Annotated in this window: 17 protein-coding genes; 7 read left to right on the top strand and 10 right to left on the bottom strand. The window is 62.8% G+C overall.

The features are described from left to right. The 6 genes from VFW93_RS08480 to VFW93_RS08505 all read right to left on the bottom strand — a co-directional run. The coding region (locus VFW93_RS08480) for an FAD/NAD(P)-binding oxidoreductase (RefSeq protein WP_329693560.1) at positions 1-1,039 on the bottom strand (1,039 nt) is incomplete at its 3' end. 108 nt (positions 1,040-1,147) lie between these two features. Beyond that, on the bottom strand, positions 1,148-1,495 hold the full coding sequence (locus VFW93_RS08485) for a metal-sensing transcriptional repressor (protein WP_329693561.1): 348 nt from the start codon (positions 1,493-1,495) through the stop codon (positions 1,148-1,150). Positions 1,496-1,526: 31 nt separating this feature from the next. Then, positions 1,527-1,745, bottom strand: a complete 219-nt coding sequence (locus tag VFW93_RS08490; RefSeq protein WP_329693562.1) for a DUF2892 domain-containing protein — start codon at positions 1,743-1,745, stop codon at positions 1,527-1,529. Positions 1,746-1,780: 35 nt separating this feature from the next. Next, entirely contained in the window at positions 1,781-5,068 is a 3,288-nt protein-coding gene (locus tag VFW93_RS08495) for an efflux RND transporter permease subunit (protein ID WP_329693563.1), read from the bottom strand. Beyond that, a complete protein-coding gene (locus tag VFW93_RS08500; protein WP_329693564.1) occupies positions 5,065-6,153 on the bottom strand; it encodes an efflux RND transporter periplasmic adaptor subunit in 1,089 nt (362 codons plus the stop codon). Before VFW93_RS08500 ends, VFW93_RS08495 begins: the two co-directional genes overlap by 4 nt. Before the next feature lie 107 nt (positions 6,154-6,260). Next, positions 6,261-6,641: a DUF3592 domain-containing protein gene (locus VFW93_RS08505; RefSeq protein WP_329693565.1), complete on the bottom strand. Its 381-nt coding sequence runs from the start codon at positions 6,639-6,641 to the stop codon at positions 6,261-6,263. Between the two features lie 103 nt (positions 6,642-6,744). Here VFW93_RS08505 and yfbR point away from each other — a divergent pair, with 103 nt between their 5' ends. The 7 genes from yfbR (at position 6,745) to VFW93_RS08540 (ending at position 12,401) form a co-directional block, all read left to right on the top strand. After that, positions 6,745-7,350, top strand: coding sequence for a 5'-deoxynucleotidase (gene yfbR / locus VFW93_RS08510; RefSeq protein WP_329693566.1), 606 nt, complete (start codon positions 6,745-6,747; stop codon positions 7,348-7,350). Then, positions 7,347-8,978: a SulP family inorganic anion transporter gene (locus VFW93_RS08515; RefSeq protein ID WP_329693567.1), complete on the top strand. Its 1,632-nt coding sequence runs from the start codon at positions 7,347-7,349 to the stop codon at positions 8,976-8,978. Before yfbR ends, VFW93_RS08515 begins: the two co-directional genes overlap by 4 nt. Positions 8,979-9,076: 98 nt before the next feature. Continuing rightward, positions 9,077-9,532 (top strand): hypothetical protein, encoded by a 456-nt coding sequence (locus VFW93_RS08520; protein WP_329693568.1) that lies wholly within the window; start codon positions 9,077-9,079, stop codon positions 9,530-9,532. A 32-nt stretch (positions 9,533-9,564) separates the two neighbouring features. Further along, a complete protein-coding gene (locus tag VFW93_RS08525; RefSeq protein WP_329693569.1) occupies positions 9,565-9,972 on the top strand; it encodes a GNAT family N-acetyltransferase in 408 nt (135 codons plus the stop codon). Between the two features lie 29 nt (positions 9,973-10,001). Then, positions 10,002-10,664: a Clp protease ClpP gene (locus VFW93_RS08530; protein WP_329693570.1), complete on the top strand. Its 663-nt coding sequence runs from the start codon at positions 10,002-10,004 to the stop codon at positions 10,662-10,664. Positions 10,665-10,716: 52 nt separating this feature from the next. Next, positions 10,717-11,643, top strand: a complete 927-nt coding sequence (locus VFW93_RS08535; RefSeq protein ID WP_329693571.1) for an ABC transporter ATP-binding protein — start codon at positions 10,717-10,719, stop codon at positions 11,641-11,643. Next, a complete protein-coding gene (locus VFW93_RS08540; RefSeq protein WP_329693572.1) occupies positions 11,640-12,401 on the top strand; it encodes an ABC transporter permease in 762 nt (253 codons plus the stop codon). The genes VFW93_RS08535 and VFW93_RS08540 overlap by 4 nt, the downstream gene beginning before the upstream one ends. Positions 12,402-12,420: 19 nt before the next feature. Here the strand turns inward: VFW93_RS08540 and VFW93_RS08545 are convergent, their stop codons facing one another. From VFW93_RS08545 to VFW93_RS08560, 4 genes are all read right to left on the bottom strand, one after another. Next, on the bottom strand, positions 12,421-13,677 hold the full coding sequence (locus VFW93_RS08545) for a GAF domain-containing sensor histidine kinase (protein WP_329693573.1): 1,257 nt from the start codon (positions 13,675-13,677) through the stop codon (positions 12,421-12,423). 94 nt (positions 13,678-13,771) lie between these two features. Then, entirely contained in the window at positions 13,772-14,620 is an 849-nt protein-coding gene (locus VFW93_RS08550) for an NAD-dependent protein deacetylase (RefSeq protein ID WP_329693574.1), read from the bottom strand. Between the two features lie 12 nt (positions 14,621-14,632). Continuing rightward, the gene (locus tag VFW93_RS08555) at positions 14,633-15,643 is read right to left on the bottom strand and encodes an inorganic phosphate transporter (RefSeq protein ID WP_329693575.1); all 1,011 of its coding nucleotides are present in this window, start codon (positions 15,641-15,643) and stop codon (positions 14,633-14,635) included. Positions 15,644-15,659: 16 nt separating this feature from the next. Beyond that, a complete protein-coding gene (locus VFW93_RS08560) occupies positions 15,660-16,307 on the bottom strand; it encodes a DUF47 domain-containing protein (RefSeq protein ID WP_329693576.1) in 648 nt (215 codons plus the stop codon). Positions 16,308-16,337: the final 30 nt, after the last annotated feature.

Raw genomic sequence — 16,337 nt, forward strand, 5'->3', positions numbered from 1 at the left:
CTTTCTGCGTGGGTTGGGCACCGTCCAGCAGGGCTCGTATGTTGTGGGCGGTGGCCGTGACCATGGATTCGATCATGTAGCCCGTCTTCGGGATTCCCGTGGGGACGGGGGTGGGTTCGGGGGGCGTGATGGCCACGCACACACCGACTGCAAACACGTTGGGATAACGTGGGTTGCGCTGATGCTCGTCGATCAGCACGAAGCCACGCGGATTGACCAGGCCATCGATACCCAATATGGCGTCCACGCCTTTGAAGGCCGGCAGCATCATCGAATATTTGAAGGGCAGGGCATGCTCCTTCTTGGGCTTGCCGTCGTCATCGTGCTCGATCACGTGCATGGTGCCGGCTTCGACCTTGCTGACCTTGGCATTGCAGATCCAGCGAACGGACTTGTCGCGGAAGATGGACTCCATCATGCTCTTGGAGTCCCCCACGCCTCCCAGGCCCAGGTGCCCGATGTAGGGCTCGGAGGTCACGAAAGTCATGGGGACCTTGTCGCGGATCTTGCGGCGGCGCAGATCAGTTTCCATGATCATGGCGTACTCGTAGGCCGGGCCGAAGCACGACGCCCCCTGAACGGCACCTACAACGATGGGGCCTGGATCCTGAACGAAGGCTGCCCAGGCATCCCGGGCATGTTCCGCATGGTCGACATGACAGATGGATTGCGTATGCCCCTGTGGCCCAAGCCCCTCGATTTCATCAAAGGCCAGTTTGGGGCCGGTGGCGATGACGAGATAGTCGTAGGGAATGCGCCGATCATCCGCCAGCTCGACCTCATTGCGTTCGGGATGCACCCGTTTGGCACCCACCGGAATGAAGGCCACCCCCTTTTTTTCCAGGATCGGCGCGATAGGCAACTCGATCTCGTCGCGGTCGCGCCAGTCCACCGCGACCCAGGGGTTGGACGGGACAAAATGGAAGGTGGGGGTGTTGGAGATGACGGTGACCGTGTCTTCCGGTCGCGCGTTTTCTTTCATCTCGAAGGCCATGGGCAGGCCGCCGATGCCGGCGCCAAGTATCACGATGTGAGCCATGTCAATCTCCTTTACCTATACGGGTACGGGTATATTGGAATGATCGGACTTTGAATGCAGTTGGGCTACAGGGTTATCACGGGCGTGGGCGGGCCGAATCAACAAGATTCAACGAATCTTGCCCAACAGGGTCTCGATGTCAGCCATTACACGATCGCGCTCGGGAGGGGATGGCTCTTGGCCAGGCAGGTTTTCGCGTATTTGTTGCGCCATGAAGCAGACCGTGATGCGCACATAGGTGCTGTCCAGCGCCTTGCGCACGGCGGCCATCTGTGTGGCCACGGCCAGGCCCGGTTGGCCCTCTTCGATCATGCGCTGGATGCCACGCAGTTGTCCTTCGGCGCGCTTGAGTCGATTGAGAATCTCGCTCTTGTTGCGTGTGTCCTGAATCGAATGCGACGCGCAGTCTGGCGATGTCGCGGACGACACCTTGGATTTCGTGCTGCGTGGCTTCATGGAACAAGGCTTTGCAGGGGGCAGGCCGTGCTCAGGCGCAGGCCGCTGCGTCCTTGAAGCCCAGCTTGCGCAGGATGATGGCCATCGGGCAGAAATTGGTGAAGCCGAACTGGAACAGGTTGGCGCCGACAAAGGCGGTGAAGGCCAGGGCCCACTTCGACACGAACAGCGGGCTGCCTTCCACGCCGAGGGCAAGGGAGATCATGATGAACAGCCCGGCGACAATGCGGATCATGCGCTCGATGGTCATGGTGCGTTTCCTTTCAGAGAGTGAGGTGAGCCCGATCAGACAGGCTCATGCAGGCGCCGGTAGGCGGCGTAGTACAGAACAGGGATGACCACCAGCGTGAGCAAGGTGGACACCAGAATCCCGAAAATCAGGGACACGGCGAGACCATTGAAGATGGGGTCGTCCAGGATGAAGAATGCGCCCACCATGGCGGCGATGCCGGTCAGCGCAATGGGTTGGGCTCTTACGGCCGCAGACTCGACCACGGCTTGCTTGAAGGCCACGCCGCGCGCGACCTGCAGCTCGATGAAATCCACCAGCAGGATGGAGTTGCGCACGATGATGCCGGCCAGGGCGATCATGCCGATCATGGAGGTGGCCGTGAATTGCGCGCCCAGGAGCGCATGGCCAGGCATCACGCCGATGATGGTCAGCGGAATCGGCGCCATGATGATCAGCGGTGTGCGATAGGACTTGAACTGCGCCACCACCAGCAGGTAGATCAGGATGAGGCCCACGCCATAGGCCGCCCCCATGTCGCGGAAAGTCTCATAGGTGATCTGCCATTCGCCATCCCACTTGAGCGCGTAGGCCCGGTAGGGATCGGAGGGCTGCTTGATCCAGTATTCGGCGATGGCGCCAGTGCCTGGCAAGGCGGCTGCCTCCAGCTTGCCGCGGATGGCAAACAGCCCATAGAGCGGCGAGTCGAGCTGGCCCGCCATGTCACCGAACACATAGCTCACCGGCATCAGGTCCTTGCTGAACAAGGGCTTGTCGATCACGCCGCGCTCGACCCGCACCAGCTCCGACAAGGGCACCAGTTGCCCGTTGCCAGCGCGCAAGGGCAGGGCCAGCAGCTTGTCCAGCCCGATCTGCGATTCACGTGGCAACTGGATGCGCACCGGCACGGCGATGCGTGACTGGCCATCGTGCAGATAGGCCGGGTCGGCACCTGACAGCGCCGCTTGCACGGCCTGAGCCACACTGGCCACGGGGATGCCCAGCGACTCGGCGCGCTGCCGCTGCACCCTCAGGAACACCCGGGGCGCGTCTTCCTTCAGGCTGGTGTCGATGCCCACGATGTCGGCGGTGTCACTGAAGGCTTTGGCCACGCGTTGGGCGAGCTGCTGCCGACCTGCCTCGTCAGGCCCGTAGATCTCAGCCACCAGGGGCGACATCACCGGGGGGCCAGGCGGTACTTCCACGACCTTGACGCGTGCACCGTGGCGCGCAGCGATCTTTTCCAGTTCCGTCCGCAGCCGTTGGGCGATGACGTGGCTCTTTTCGTGACGGTGGTGCTTGTCCACCAGATTGACCTGCAGATCGCCTTGCTCGGCGTCAGCGCGCAGGTAGTACTGGCGAACCAGGCCGTTGAAGGTGATGGGCGAGGCCGTGCCTGCATAGCCTTGCAGGTTGAGCACTTCGGGCTGACGGGCCAGAAAGGCGCTCATGTCCTGCAAGGCTGACGCGGTGTCTTCCACTGGCGTACCGGCAGGCATGTCCACCACAACCTGGAACTCGCTCTTGTTGTCAAAGGGCAGCATCTTGAGGATCACGCCCATGCCCGATGAAGGGATGGTGGCCAGGCCGATCGACAGCATCAGCGCGACGATGATGCCCAGGCCCATCGTCCAGCGTCGGCCACGATGCACGAGCAAGGGCATGAGCACGCGGTTGAAGAGCTTGTGCAATTTGCCCGAGAGGCCCGTGGCCGCAAGCTCTGCATGACCTTGTGCTGCGCCATGCGAACCAGCATGCGGCTTCATGAGCTTGAGCGCCAGCCACGGCGTGACCGTGAAGGCGATGCCCAGCGAGATGGCCATCCCCAGGCTGGAGTTGATCGGGATCGGGCTCATGTAAGGCCCCATCAGACCACTCACGAAGGCCATGGGCAACAGGGCGGCGATCACCGTGAGCGTGGCCAGAATAGTCGGGCCGCCCACCTCATCGACCGCCAGCGGGATGATTTCCTTGAGGGGCTTGCCAGGTGCGAGCTGTTGATGCCGATGGATGTTTTCCACCACCACGATGGCGTCGTCCACCAGGATGCCGATGGAGAAGATCAGGGCAAACAGCGAGACGCGGTTGAGCGTGAAGCCCCAGGCCCAGGAGGCGAACAAGGTGGCGGTGAGCGTCAGGATCACGGCGGCACCGACGATCACCGCTTCGCGGCGGCCCAGCGCCAGGCCCACCAGCAGGATCACGGAGCCGGTGGCAAAGGCCAGCTTCTGGATCAGCTTGTTGGCTTTCTCGGCTGCGGTTTCGCCGTAGTCGCGGGTGATGGTCAGGTCGACATTGGCTGGCAGCACCGTGTTGCGCAGTTCATCCAGTCGCTGGCGCACGGCACGGGCCACGTCCACGGCGTTCTGGCCGGGCTTTTTGGTCACGGTGAGGGTCACGGCGGGGAAGGCCTGACCGGTGCCTTGCGGTGCGCTGCTGGCCGAGCCGGCTCCGGGGGTGAACCACACGTGGCGGCTGGCCTGTTGCGCCCCCCATTCCACCGTGGCCACTTCACGCAGGTACACCGGTTTGCCTCGGCTCACGCCAATCACCAGGTCGCCGACGTCTTCGGCCGAGCGCAGGAACTCGCCCGTTTCGATCGTCAGCATCTGGCTTTGGCCTTGCGCATTGGATCGGCCTGTACCAGGTTGCAGCACGCTGCCCGACGGCAGGCTGAGGTTGGCGGCAGCCAGGGCCTGTTGCAGGGTACCCAGGTCCACGCCGCGCTCACGCAAGCGACTCGGATCCAGTGTGACCATCACGGCCTGCCCTGGACCACCGATGGTCTGGACCTCGCGCGTGCCAGGGACACGTTTGATCTCAGCCTCCAGGCTGCGGGCGACACGCTCCAGCTCCAGCGCAGACTGCGCGTCGCGGCTCCACAGCGTCACGGCCAGAACGGGGACGTCATCGATGCCTTTGGGCTTGACGATCGGGGGCAGGGCGCCCAGGTTGCGGGGGAGCCAATCCTGATTGGCGTTGAGCACGTCATAAAGGCGCACCAGTGCATCCGTGCGGGGGACGCCCACCTTGAACTGCACGGTCAGCACGGCCATGCCCGGGCGTGAGACGGCGTAGGTGTGCTCGATGTCCGCGATTTGCCCCAGCACCTGTTCGGCGGGGCCTGCGATCATGTTCTGGACGTCCTGGCTGGAGGCGCCAGGGAAGGGCACCAGCACGTTGGCCATGGTGACATTGATCTGGGGCTCCTCTTCGCGAGGTGTCACCAACACCGCGAACAGCCCCAGCAGCATGGCGACGATGGCCAGCAGCGGCGTCAAGGCGTTGAGCTGAAAGGCCTGGGCGAGACGGCCGGCAATGCCCATCTGCTGTTGTTCACTCATGGTTTCATCGGGCTGGCGTTGGCCAGGCCCGCCTTCAAGGCATCTGCGGCGATGGTGTCGCCGGCCCTCAGCCCGCTGAGCACCGTGACCGTGCTCGCCTGTGCGCTGGCAGGGGCGGTGCGCACGGCTTGCAGCATGAACTGGCCTTCACGCACCACGTAGACGGCAGTGAGTTCGCCACGCCTGACGACAGCCTGTGCCGGAATGGACAGGCCTGTTTCAGCGGGGCCGTCTGCGGCGGCCGGGGCCATGTCGCTGAACCGGACGCGTGCGGTCTGGCCGGGCAGGGCCGTGGTCGACGGCAAGTCGAGGCGCCATTCCACTGTCTGGGAGACCGGATCGGCGCCAGGCAGTGACACGATGCGCGTGGCGCGAACCCAATGAGCTGGTGCCAGATCCGTGCCTGCGGGCAGGTTGACCTCGGCAGTACGTGCCGTTTTGATCCGGTTTGCCAGCGACGCGGGCACTTGAACCACGGCACGCATGGCCTGAGGGGCATACAGGCTCAGCACGGGGCGCCCCGGTGCTGCCAGGTCACCGACATCGGCGTAGGTCGCCAGGATGCGCCCGTCGAACGGGGCGCTCAGCGTGGCAAAACCTCTGGCCAGGGCCGCTTGCGACTGCCCCGCCCTGGCGGCATTGAAAGCGGCTTGCGCGGAGCGCCACTGCGCCTGTGCGCCATCAAAGGCAGCTGCACTGATGAACCCCTGGGCTTTCAGGGCCTGGCTGCGCTCCCATTGCAGGCGAGCATTGGTGAGCTGGGCTTCGGCCTGCGCCACGTCGGCCTGGGTGCGAGTCAGGGCGGCCTGGACGTCACGGTCATCAACTTGCGCCAGCGCCTGCCCGGCCTTGACCGTGTCGCCGGCCTTGACCAGCAAGGCGGTGATGTTGCCCGGCACCTGGGCCGACACGGTGCTCTGGCGAATGGCCTGGATCACGCCATCCCACTCCATGGCGCCGGCCTGGTTTTGAGACTGAACACGCACGGTGGGGACCTTCGGTGGGGCACTTTGCGCCCAGCCTGGCAGCCATGCAGCGGCCAGCGTGGCAATCAACAGGGTTCTGACGGCATGGTGTCTGGCCATGAAACGCTCTCCTCATCTCTATACGGTGGGGAGTATACATATACCCCTGTGGGGTATGCAAGCGCCTTGCTATTTCGGACACCCGAAACCTGTGACAAATCGGGGGATCATCCCGGAATCAGTACGCTGGAAGAGGGCTTGGCGGGGTCGTAGTAGACCTTGACCTTCTGGCCGACCGGGAAGGGGGCGAGTTCCTTGAGCGCCTGTTGCTCGTCAAAATGGTTCAGACCAAAGGCGCGCAGGCGATCGCCGGTATAGGTGGTGCCGTTGACCGTGTAGCGATAGCGCACCTCGGTGAACCACTCGTGGGTAGGCGTGCCGCTCTGGTCGCCGGTTTCATTGCGCGCCCTGGCCTTGGCGACCAGCATCTCGCCTTCGACCGATGGCCAGTTCGGGCTGGCCTGTTTGATCTGCCAGGCATGCCAGGCCAGGTACACCGCGCCGACGATGAAGGCGATGATCAGGTATTTGCCGAGGTCGTCAGGCATGGTTGTGGTGTCGGGGTTGCAGTCGGGGTAGCGAGGGGCTGGAATCGACGGGATTTGCGCGAAGATGGGAACCCGTCCTTCTTTGCATGTCGCTGCCGACTTTATGCCTCAAACCGCTGCGCCTCACAGTCCTTTTTACGCACACCTGTCGCGTCTGCGCTTCATCAAGCGTTGGGGTTTGATGCGCAATGCGGTGGAGGAGGATGTGGCCCAGCACAGCTGGGAGGTGGCCGTCATTGCCCACGCGCTGGCCGTGATCGCGCGTGACGTGCTGGGCAAGGCGATCGATCCCAATGCCGTGGCCACGCGTGCCTTGTTCCATGACGCCACCGAGGCCATCACGGGCGATCTGCCCACACCGGTGAAGTATTCGCCCGCCATGCGCCACGCCACCCAGAATCTGGAGAGCGAGGTGTGCGAGGAGATGCTGCGCCTCCTGCCTGAAGCGGTGCGGCCTGCCCTGAAGTCGGCCATGGACCACCACGAATGGCCGGGCGAGGAGGCCCGCCTGATCAAGTCTGCCGATCGGCTGGCTGCCTGGTTGAAGTGCCGTGCCGAACTTCGATATGGCAACAAGGAGTTCGAACAGGCGACCGTGCAAGTCAAATCGAAGATTGACGAGCACATGACGCCCGAAGTGCAGTACTTCCTGGATACCTTCGGATCGGCCTACGAGTTGACACTCGATTCGCTGATGCAAGGGGAGTGAGTTTTTTGATCAGGCGTGGACCGAGTTGGCAGGATGTGCTGGCAGGCCTGTCCGTGGCGGGTTTGCTGCTGCCTGAGGCGGTGGCTTACGCGGGCATTGGCAACATGCCGCCCCAGGCCGGGGTGTTGGCGCTGTTCGCCGGGCTGCTGAGCTATGCCCTGCTGGGGAGCAGCCGGTTTGCCATCGTGTCGGCCACGTCATCGTCTGCGGCGGTGCTGCTGGCGGCAACGGGCTCCATGGCTGGTCTGAACACGCTCATGCGCCTGGAGCTGGCGGCCGGCCTGGTCCTGCTGACGGGCTTGTTGTTCATGCTGGGGGCGCTGGCCAAGGTGGGAGCGGTGTCGGCCTTCATTTCCAAGCCGGTACTCAGAGGCTTCGCTTTTGGCCTGGCCTTGATCATCATCGTCAAGCAACTGCCGCGGATGCTGGGCGTGCCGGCACATGGGCATGACGCACAGGCCTTGCTCACGAATTTGTGGGCCAGCCAGGCGCAATGGCATGGTGCCAGCATGCTGCTTGGTGGCCTGGCACTGCTCGCCCTGTTTCTGTTTTCCAGGTTGGGGCAGCGCTGGCCCGGTGCCTTGCTGGTCATGTTGGCAGGGATTGCCGCGCAGCATCATCTGCAACTGGCCGACAGGGGCGTGGCGGCCGTCGGCGTGATCGAGTTGCATCTCAACCAGCCCGCCTGGCCGTCACTGCAGCGCGAACAGTGGTTGCGCCTGGGGGAACTGGCCGTGGCAATGGTGCTCATCCTGTATGCCGAGTCCTACGGTGCGATACGCAGCCTGGCAATCAAGCATGGCGACGAGATCCAGCCCAACCGCGATTTGCTGGCGCTCGGTGTGGCCAACGTGCTGAGCAGCATCGTCCATGGCATGCCGGTGGGCGCAGGCTATTCGGCCAGTGTGGCCAATGAATCGGCGGGTGCGCAGTCTCGCTGGGCTGGGCTGGTTGCCCTGACTGTTCTGCTGGTGGTGGCCTTGAGCTTGTTGCCCGTGGTCGCCTACATGCCGGAACCGGTACTGGGCGCCATCGTGATCCACGCGGTGACCAATATGCTGGACCCACGCGTTTTTTCGCCCTATTTCGTATGGCAGCGTGATCGCCTGGTGGCCATGCTGGCTGTGGCAGGGGTACTGTGGCTGGGTGTGCTGGATGGCCTGCTGGCGTCCATCGGGATCAGCCTGTTCATGACCTTGCGCGGCCTGGCCCAGGCCCATGTGGCCGTGCTGGGGCGCCTCGAAAACGGGCACGATTTCATCGACGTGAAGTTGTCGCCGCTGGTTCGCCAGGAAGAGGGCTTGCTGATTGTCCGTCCGGAGGCGCCCATGTTCTTCGGCAATGTCGAGAGCCTGATGGCGCAGATACGAGCTGAATGGCGGCGCTGCCCGGCGGCACCTTGTCTCATTCTGAGCCTGGAGGAGTCTCCCGACCTGGATGGCAGTTGTGTGGAAGCTCTGAAAGACCTGCAGGCCGACCTGGCTCGTGCTGGACAACTGTTGATGGTGGCGCGGCTCAAATCTCGGGCTTATGTCGTGCTGCAGCGAGCGGGACTGCCATTTCGTACGCTCACCATGCTCAGCATTGACGACGCGGTCAAACTGGCCAGGGCGCAGATGCCTGCTTGAGTGCCCTCGAGCGTAAATACCTGTAAATGTGCGGTACCCGGTAGACAGGACGCCAGGTGGGTGCGTTAAATGGCTATCTTCACAACTGGAGTGTCATGATGATCAAGAAGCTCCTGCTTTCTCTGGCGGTGCTGTGCGCAGCCCCCGTTTTCGCCGAGACCAATGTGGGCATTTCGATCGGTATCCACCAGCCCGGAATGTATGGCCGGATCAACATCGGCAACTATCCTGAACCGGTCGTGGTGTATCCACAGCCCATCATCGTCCAGCCGTCGCCGGTTGCGGTCTATCAAAGCCCGATCTACCTGTATGTGCCGCCCCAGCATCAACAGGATTGGCGGCGCTATTGCAGTCGCTATAGTGCGTGTGGGCAACCGGTGTACTTTGTTCGGGAAGACTGGGTGAGGGAGCGTTGGGAGCGCGAACATGCGCGCGACCGTCGTTTTGCCCCGCCAGACCGACGTGATCATGGACGTGGCAACGCCTACGGACATGACAAGGAGCACCGTGACCATGGGCGCGGGCATGACCGACGTGATCGCGACCGTGATTGAGTGTGAACCAGACGGTCGGGTGCAGGTCATGAATGGACATTGAATATCGGCATGAAGCCACGATCAGTGTGGCGCAGGCGATCGACCTTTACACACGCTCCACGCTGGGCGAACGTCGGCCCGTACACCGGCCGGACATCTTCGAAGGCATGCTCCGGCATGCCGATGTCACTGTGACCGCCTGGGCAGGCGAGACGCTGGTGGGCATTGCCCGCACCCTGACCGACTTCACCTATGCGGCCTATCTGGCCGATCTGGCGGTTGACGAAGCCCACCAGCACCAGGGCATCGGCACCCGCCTGATCGAGGAAACCCGTTCGCGGTTGCAGCCAGAGTGCATGGTGGTCCTGCTGGCGGCCCCCAAAGCCAACGATTACTACCCGAAAGTCGGCTTCGAGCACAATCCGCGAGCCTGGGTTCTGCCCGGCGAGAAACCTTGATGGCGCGTTCACCTGAGGAGACCAAGAAGATGCGTCCAGTGCTGGGCCGTTTGGCCGAAGAGGATGATGGGGGCGAGATGGTCCCGTTTCAGGGCTTGACGCGTTTCGAGCGTCAGTTGCCGGTCAGGCAGGTCTCCTACTACATCTGTGGCGAGCTGCAGGCACCGCAGTACTACACGGAATTGTTCTACACCCTGCGTACGGCCAGCGACACCGACCTGATCTACCTGCACCTGAACTCGCCAGGCGGCGACTTCAACACCGGGATGCAGTTGATCAACAACATCGCAGCCTCGGATGCCAAGGTGGTGACGGTGCTGGAAGCGCGCGCCTATTCGATGGCCGCCATGGTGTTCCTCAGTGGCGACGAGTTGTACGTTCATGACAACTGCCAGCTGATGTTCCACACCTATTCCGGTTTCTTCTCCGGCAAGGGCCACGAGCAGCAGGCCGAAGTGGCGGCGCTGGGCAAGTGGTTCGAGAAGGTGATGCACCGCATCTGCACGCCCTTGCTGACTGACGAGGAGGTCGACAGCATCATCAAGGGTGCAGATTTCTGGATGGATTCGGACGAGATCCGCCATCGTCTGGGGCAGGAGCGGCGCCGTCGCAAGGTGGCTGAGCCCGAGCGCCCTGCAGCGGCCAAGCGGGCCAAAGTCTCATCCACGACGACCCGAAAGCGCAAGGCCTGAGCGCCCTGGGCTGGTCCAAGCAGCGCTGGCCGCTTTCGGTTATCGTTTGCGGATGCAGCCCATACTTTCTGTTCAGAACCTGTCGAAGTCCTATGCTTCGGGGTTCCAGGCGCTCAAGCGCGTCAATCTGGATATTCACCGCGGCGAGATCCTGGCTTTGCTTGGTCCCAATGGGGCTGGCAAGACCACGCTCATCAGCATCATTTGCGGCATCGTGACGCCCACCGAAGGTACGGTGACGGTAGACGGCCACGACATCGGCCGCGACTACCGCCTCACCCGCAGCCTGATCGGGCTGGTGCCCCAGGAATTGACCACCGATGCCTTCGAGACGGTGTGGGACACGGTCTGCTTCAGCCGGGGCCTGTTCGGCAAGGCGCCAGATCCCAGGCTGATCGAGCAGATCCTCAAGGATCTCTCCCTGTGGGACAAGCGTGACAACAAGATCATCACCCTGTCAGGTGGCATGAAGCGGCGGCTGCTGATTGCCAAGGCTTTGTCGCACGAGCCGCAGATCCTCTTCCTGGATGAGCCCACGGCAGGCGTGGACGTGAGCCTGCGCCGCGACATGTGGCAACTGGTGCGCAAACTGCAGCAGGCCGGCGTGACCATCATCCTGACCACGCATTACATCGAAGAGGCCCAGGAGATGGCCGATCGCATTGGCGTGATCAACAAGGGCGAGATCATCCTGGTGGAAAAGAAGGACGAGTTGATGCGCAAGCTCGGCAAGAAGCAGTTGACGCTGCATCTGCCGGAGGCGCTGACCACCGTACCAGCCGGCCTGGAAGCCTACGCGCTGACCCTCTCTGCCGATGGCCATGAGCTGTGCTGCACCTACGACGCGCAGGACGACAAGGTCAACGTGCCCGAGCTGCTCAACGCCCTGATCGCCGCAGGCGTTCGCTTCAACGACATTCAGACAACACAGAGCTCCCTGGAAGACATCTTCGTGGGCCTGGTGGAGCGCGCATCATGAATTTCCACGCCATCCGCGCCATCTACATCTTCGAGATGGCCCGTGCCCGTCGCACGCTGATGCAAAGCATCGTGTCCCCCGTGATCTCGACATCGCTGTATTTCGTGGTGTTTGGCGCGGCCATTGGCTCTCGCATGCAGGAGGTGGACGGCATCAGCTATGGCGCCTTCATCGTGCCGGGGCTGATCATGTTGTCCTTGTTGACGCAGAGCCTGTCCAATGCCTCGTTCGGCATCTACTTCCCGAAGTTCACGGGCACAATCTACGAACTGCTGTCGGCGCCGATCTCGCCTTTCGAGGTGGTGCTCAGCTATGTGGGGGCCGCTGCCAGCAAGTCCATCATCCTTGGGCTCATCATCCTGGCGACGGCGGGCTTGTTCGTGCCGCTGCATGTCGAGCACCCGCTGTGGATGTTGATGTTCCTTGTGCTGACCTCGGTCACCTTCAGCCTGATCGGCTTCATCATTGGCCTGTGGGCGGACAGCTTCGAGAAGCTGCAGGTCGTGCCCTTGCTGATCATCACGCCGCTGACCTTCCTGGGTGGCAGCTTCTACTCGATCAAGATGCTGCCGCCGATCTGGCAGACCATTTCGCTGTTCAATCCGGTGGTCTATCTGGTCAACGGCTTTCGGTGGTGCTTCCACGGGCAGGCGGATGTGGGCCTGGCTGTGAGCCTGGCCATGACCCTGGGCTTCACCGCAGTGTCCTTGATGGTGGTCGCCTGGATCTTCAAGACGGGCTACAAGCTCAAGCGCTGAAGCCTGGCCTTGATGCCTGTCAGTCGGCCGGTGCCAGGGGCAGCACCAGGCGCATGGTGACGCCCCGGCTGCTGTTGTGCAGCATCTCGGCGGTGCCGCCATGCAGTTCCATCACCCGTTTGACAATGTGCAAGCCCAGCCCATGACCAGTCGCGTTGTGCGGGTTGGTGCTGCGCACGCCTTTTTCGAACAGAACGGGAATCAGTGACGCGTCCATGCCCGGGCCTTGATCACACACGTCGAACACCAGTGCCAGAGGGGTGTCGGAGTCGCGCAAGGTCAGCACGACCGGTTTGTTTGCGCTGCTGAATGCCAGGGCGTTGGACAGCAGATTGCGCAGCGCGAGCCGCATGAGGCTCATGTCCATGGCGACCGTGCGGGTGGTGCTGGGGCGCGCCATCACGATGCGATGCCGCTCGGTGTCGGGGAAGTCCGCCATGGTGAGGCTGATCAACGTGTCGACATCGGTGTCTGCGCGATCGGCCGGGCCTGATCGGGTGAGCAGGGCGGCCACAGCCAGGGTGTTGTCGATGTTGGCCAGCACTTGCCCCATCACGCCTCTGGCACGCGACAGGCGCTGCGCGGCGCTTGGCTCTTTGGCATCTGTCAGCAGATGCGCTGCACTTTGGAGTGCGGCAGAGGCGTTGTTCAGCGGTTGTCGAACCTCATGGGCCAGCACGGTCAGCATGTCGCGGCGTTCGCTCTGCAAGGTTCGTGTTTCCTGCGCCTGGCGCTCAACCTGGTGGCTGAGTTGCTGTTTGTCCTTGATGAGGCGGTCATAGGCGATCTGCTTGCCCAGTGCGGCCCCCAGGACATCGGCCATCAATTGCAGGGTGTGGACGTCTTCATCGTTGAAGGCATCCACCTTGTCCGACATCACCTTGAGTACCCCGACGGGGGCTCGGTTGTGCAGCAAGGGGGTGCAGACCATGGAGCGAACGCCGACGCGTCGGCAGGCTGGCAGGTCGACGCGCGGGTCATGCTCGGCATCCGTGCAGCGCAGCACCTCCAGCGTTCGGACGCACAAGCCCGAGAGGCTGCTGGACTGAGGCAGGCGCATGCCCACAAAGGGGTTCATGCTGCCGCAGGTGGCGCGGTAGACCATGCTGTCGAGCTCCACCAGCTCGACCACCGCACCCTTGGCGCCCGTGAGCTCCTGCAGGTTGTCGACCACCGTTTGCATGAACACGTCAAGGTCGAACGCCGCCTGGACAATGAGCGATTGCATCTGGATGATGCGTTCGAGTTTGACGGGGTGCAGTGCCACCTGAGTCATGTGCGCCCTTCGAGGAAGTGAGCCAGAACTGCCTGAAGTATCAAGCCCATTGTGGCGGAGCATGGCGCTCTCAGCGTGGATGTCAATGGCGTGCTCAGGGTGCTGTTTGCAGGACTTGCAGCAAATTTGTGAGTGCCGATCCGCATTCCTGATCAATCTTGAGGCTCAGCATGGCATCTGCGCGGGTGATGCCCTGATTGATGACGACCACAGGTTTGCCCTGCTTGTGTGCCTGGTCGGCAAAACGGAATCCGGAATACACCATCAGAGACGAGCCCACCACGATCAGGCCTTGGGCCTGCTCCACCATGTGCATGGCGGCCTGGACGCGACCGCGAGGGACGTTGTCGCCAAAGAAGACGACATCGGGTTTCAGGATCCCGGCACATTTCGGGCAGACAGGAGGCTGGAAATCCGCGTAGGCGCTGTCTTCCAGGTGCACATCGCCGTCCGGCGCCTGGCCCGACATGACGGGACTGAAGCCCGCGTTGCTGGCTTCCAGTTGGGCCTGCAAGGTTGATCGGGGCAGCCTGGTGCGGCATGAAAGGCATACGACTTCGGCCAGCGCGCCATGCAACTCGATCAGTGTCTGGCTGCCGGCTTTCTGGTGCAGCCCGTCGACGTTCTGGGTGATCAGGCCGGTGAGCCACCCCTGATGTTCCAGCGCGGCCAGAGCCCGGTGCCCTGGATTGGGTTGCGACGATGCAATGCGTGGCCAGCCCATGAAGCTGCGCGCCCAATAGCGGCGTCGAACCGTTTCGGAGGTCAGGAAGGCCTGGTGCTGAATGGGGCGAGCGTGCTGCCACTGACCGTGCTCATCGCGGTAGGCCGGGATGCCACTGGCCGTACTGAGGCCCGCGCCCGTGATGACGGCAAAGGGACCTTGGCGGAGCAAGGCTGCCAGCCGGCTGATGTCGGGGCTGGCTGCACCTTGCTCGTTCATGTCATGCCCTGATCAGAAGACTTTGAGGGCGATCCAGTAGGCCACTGCCGCCACAAAGGCGGAAGCCGGAATGGTCAGTATCCAGGCCCAGACGATGTTGCCCGCCACACCCCAGCGCACGGCGCTGGCGCGCTGCACCGAGCCCACGCCAACGATGGCGCCGGTGATGGTGTGCGTGGTGGATACGGGCACACCCATGGCCGTGGCGATGAACAGGGTGAGGGCACCGCCGGTTTCAGCACAGAAGCCGCCAACTGGCTTGAGTTTGGTGATCTTCTGGCCCATGGTCTTGACGATGCGCCAGCCCCCGAACATGGTGCCTGCACCGATGGCCAGGTAGCAGGCCACGATGGTCCAGCCCGGTGGCGATTTGTCTGCGGCAGAGGCATAGCCCGTCGAGATCAGCAGCATCCAGATGATGCCGATGGTCTTTTGCGCGTCGTTGCCGCCGTGGCCCAGGCTGTAGGCACCGGCTGATACCAGCTGGAGTCGCCGGAACCAGGCATCGACGCGAGAGGGCGAGACCCTGCGGAAGATCCAGGCCACGATCACCATCATCAAGGAGCCGAACGTGAACCCGAGCAAGGGCGACACGAAGATGAAGGTCACCGTGCGCATGATGCCTGCCGAGATCAGCGCGCCAGCACCCGCCTTGGCCATCACCGCGCCCACGATGCCGCCAATCAAGGCGTGCGAGGAGCTGCTGGGGATGCCGTAGAACCAGGTGATCACGTTCCAGGTGATGGCGCCACTGAGTGCGCCAAACACCACGTAGACGTCCACCACCCCTTTGTCTGCAATGCCTTTGCCCACCGTGGCCGCCACACTCAGGTGGAAGATGAAGATGGCAACGAAGTTGAAGAAGGCGGCAAACACCACGGCCTGAGTCGGGCGCAGCACGCCGGTCGACACCACCGTGGCGATGGAGTTGGCAGCGTCATGGAAGCCGTTCATGAAGTCGAACAGCAGTGCCAGCACCACCAGAGCGACGATGACCCAGAGGGCCACGTGCATGGTTGTCATGGTCAGCCTCTCGGGATCAGGAGTTCTCGAGGATCACGCCCTCGATCAGCTTGGCCACGTCTTCGCACTTGTCGGTGACGGTTTCCAGCAGTTCGTAGATGGCCTTGAGCTTGATCACTTCGCGCACATCGGGCTCTTCACGGAACAGCTTGCTCATGGCCGCGCGCATCACGCGGTCGGCATCGGTTTCGAGCTGGTCGATCTCTTCGCAGGTCTTGAGGGCGGCTTCGGCGGTCCTGGCGCTGCCGATGTCGTCCAGCAGGGCCACGGCCGATTTCAGGCGCTCGCAGCTCTTGACGCACAGGTCGGTCAGGCGCTCGATTTCCTCGGTCATGCGGCGCACGTCGTACAGCGCCATGGTTTCGGCAGCATCCTGCATCAGGTCGGCCACGTCGTCCATCGTGTTGATCAGCGAGTGGATCTGTTCGCGGTCGATGGGCGTGATGAAGGTCTTGTGCAGCAGACGGTTGACTTCGCGGGTGACGGTGTCAGCGGCGCTTTCGGCGGCGTCCACCTCCTGGTTGTACTTTTCGCGCAGGATGGGGTCGTTGTAGTTCTTGACCAGATTGGCGAAGGCGTGGGCAGCCACGACGATGTGATTGGCGTGCTGGTTGAACAGCTCAAAAAAATTGCCCTCACGGGGCAGCAGCTTTCCAAAGATCATGGGCTTTCTCGCATGTCACGGTGGTGACAC

This window comes from Aquabacterium sp. (genome assembly GCF_036279675.1).
Lineage (GTDB): Bacteria > Pseudomonadota > Gammaproteobacteria > Burkholderiales > Burkholderiaceae_C > Aquabacterium.

Coding starts and splice junctions, on each gene's coding strand:
- VFW93_RS08485 (WP_329693561.1), bottom strand. CDS start 1,495: ATGAAGCCACGCAGCACGAAATCCAAGGTGTCGTCCGCGACATCGCCA.
- VFW93_RS08490 (WP_329693562.1), bottom strand. CDS start 1,745: ATGACCATCGAGCGCATGATCCGCATTGTCGCCGGGCTGTTCATCATG.
- VFW93_RS08495 (WP_329693563.1), bottom strand. CDS start 5,068: ATGAGTGAACAACAGCAGATGGGCATTGCCGGCCGTCTCGCCCAGGCC.
- VFW93_RS08500 (WP_329693564.1), bottom strand. CDS start 6,153: ATGGCCAGACACCATGCCGTCAGAACCCTGTTGATTGCCACGCTGGCC.
- VFW93_RS08505 (WP_329693565.1), bottom strand. CDS start 6,641: ATGCCTGACGACCTCGGCAAATACCTGATCATCGCCTTCATCGTCGGC.
- yfbR (WP_329693566.1), top strand. CDS start 6,745: ATGCCTCAAACCGCTGCGCCTCACAGTCCTTTTTACGCACACCTGTCG.
- VFW93_RS08520 (WP_329693568.1), top strand. CDS start 9,077: ATGATCAAGAAGCTCCTGCTTTCTCTGGCGGTGCTGTGCGCAGCCCCC.
- VFW93_RS08525 (WP_329693569.1), top strand. CDS start 9,565: ATGGACATTGAATATCGGCATGAAGCCACGATCAGTGTGGCGCAGGCG.
- VFW93_RS08530 (WP_329693570.1), top strand. CDS start 10,002: ATGCGTCCAGTGCTGGGCCGTTTGGCCGAAGAGGATGATGGGGGCGAG.
- VFW93_RS08535 (WP_329693571.1), top strand. CDS start 10,717: ATGCAGCCCATACTTTCTGTTCAGAACCTGTCGAAGTCCTATGCTTCG.
- VFW93_RS08540 (WP_329693572.1), top strand. CDS start 11,640: ATGAATTTCCACGCCATCCGCGCCATCTACATCTTCGAGATGGCCCGT.
- VFW93_RS08545 (WP_329693573.1), bottom strand. CDS start 13,677: ATGACTCAGGTGGCACTGCACCCCGTCAAACTCGAACGCATCATCCAG.
- VFW93_RS08550 (WP_329693574.1), bottom strand. CDS start 14,620: ATGAACGAGCAAGGTGCAGCCAGCCCCGACATCAGCCGGCTGGCAGCC.
- VFW93_RS08555 (WP_329693575.1), bottom strand. CDS start 15,643: ATGACAACCATGCACGTGGCCCTCTGGGTCATCGTCGCTCTGGTGGTG.
- VFW93_RS08560 (WP_329693576.1), bottom strand. CDS start 16,307: ATGATCTTTGGAAAGCTGCTGCCCCGTGAGGGCAATTTTTTTGAGCTG.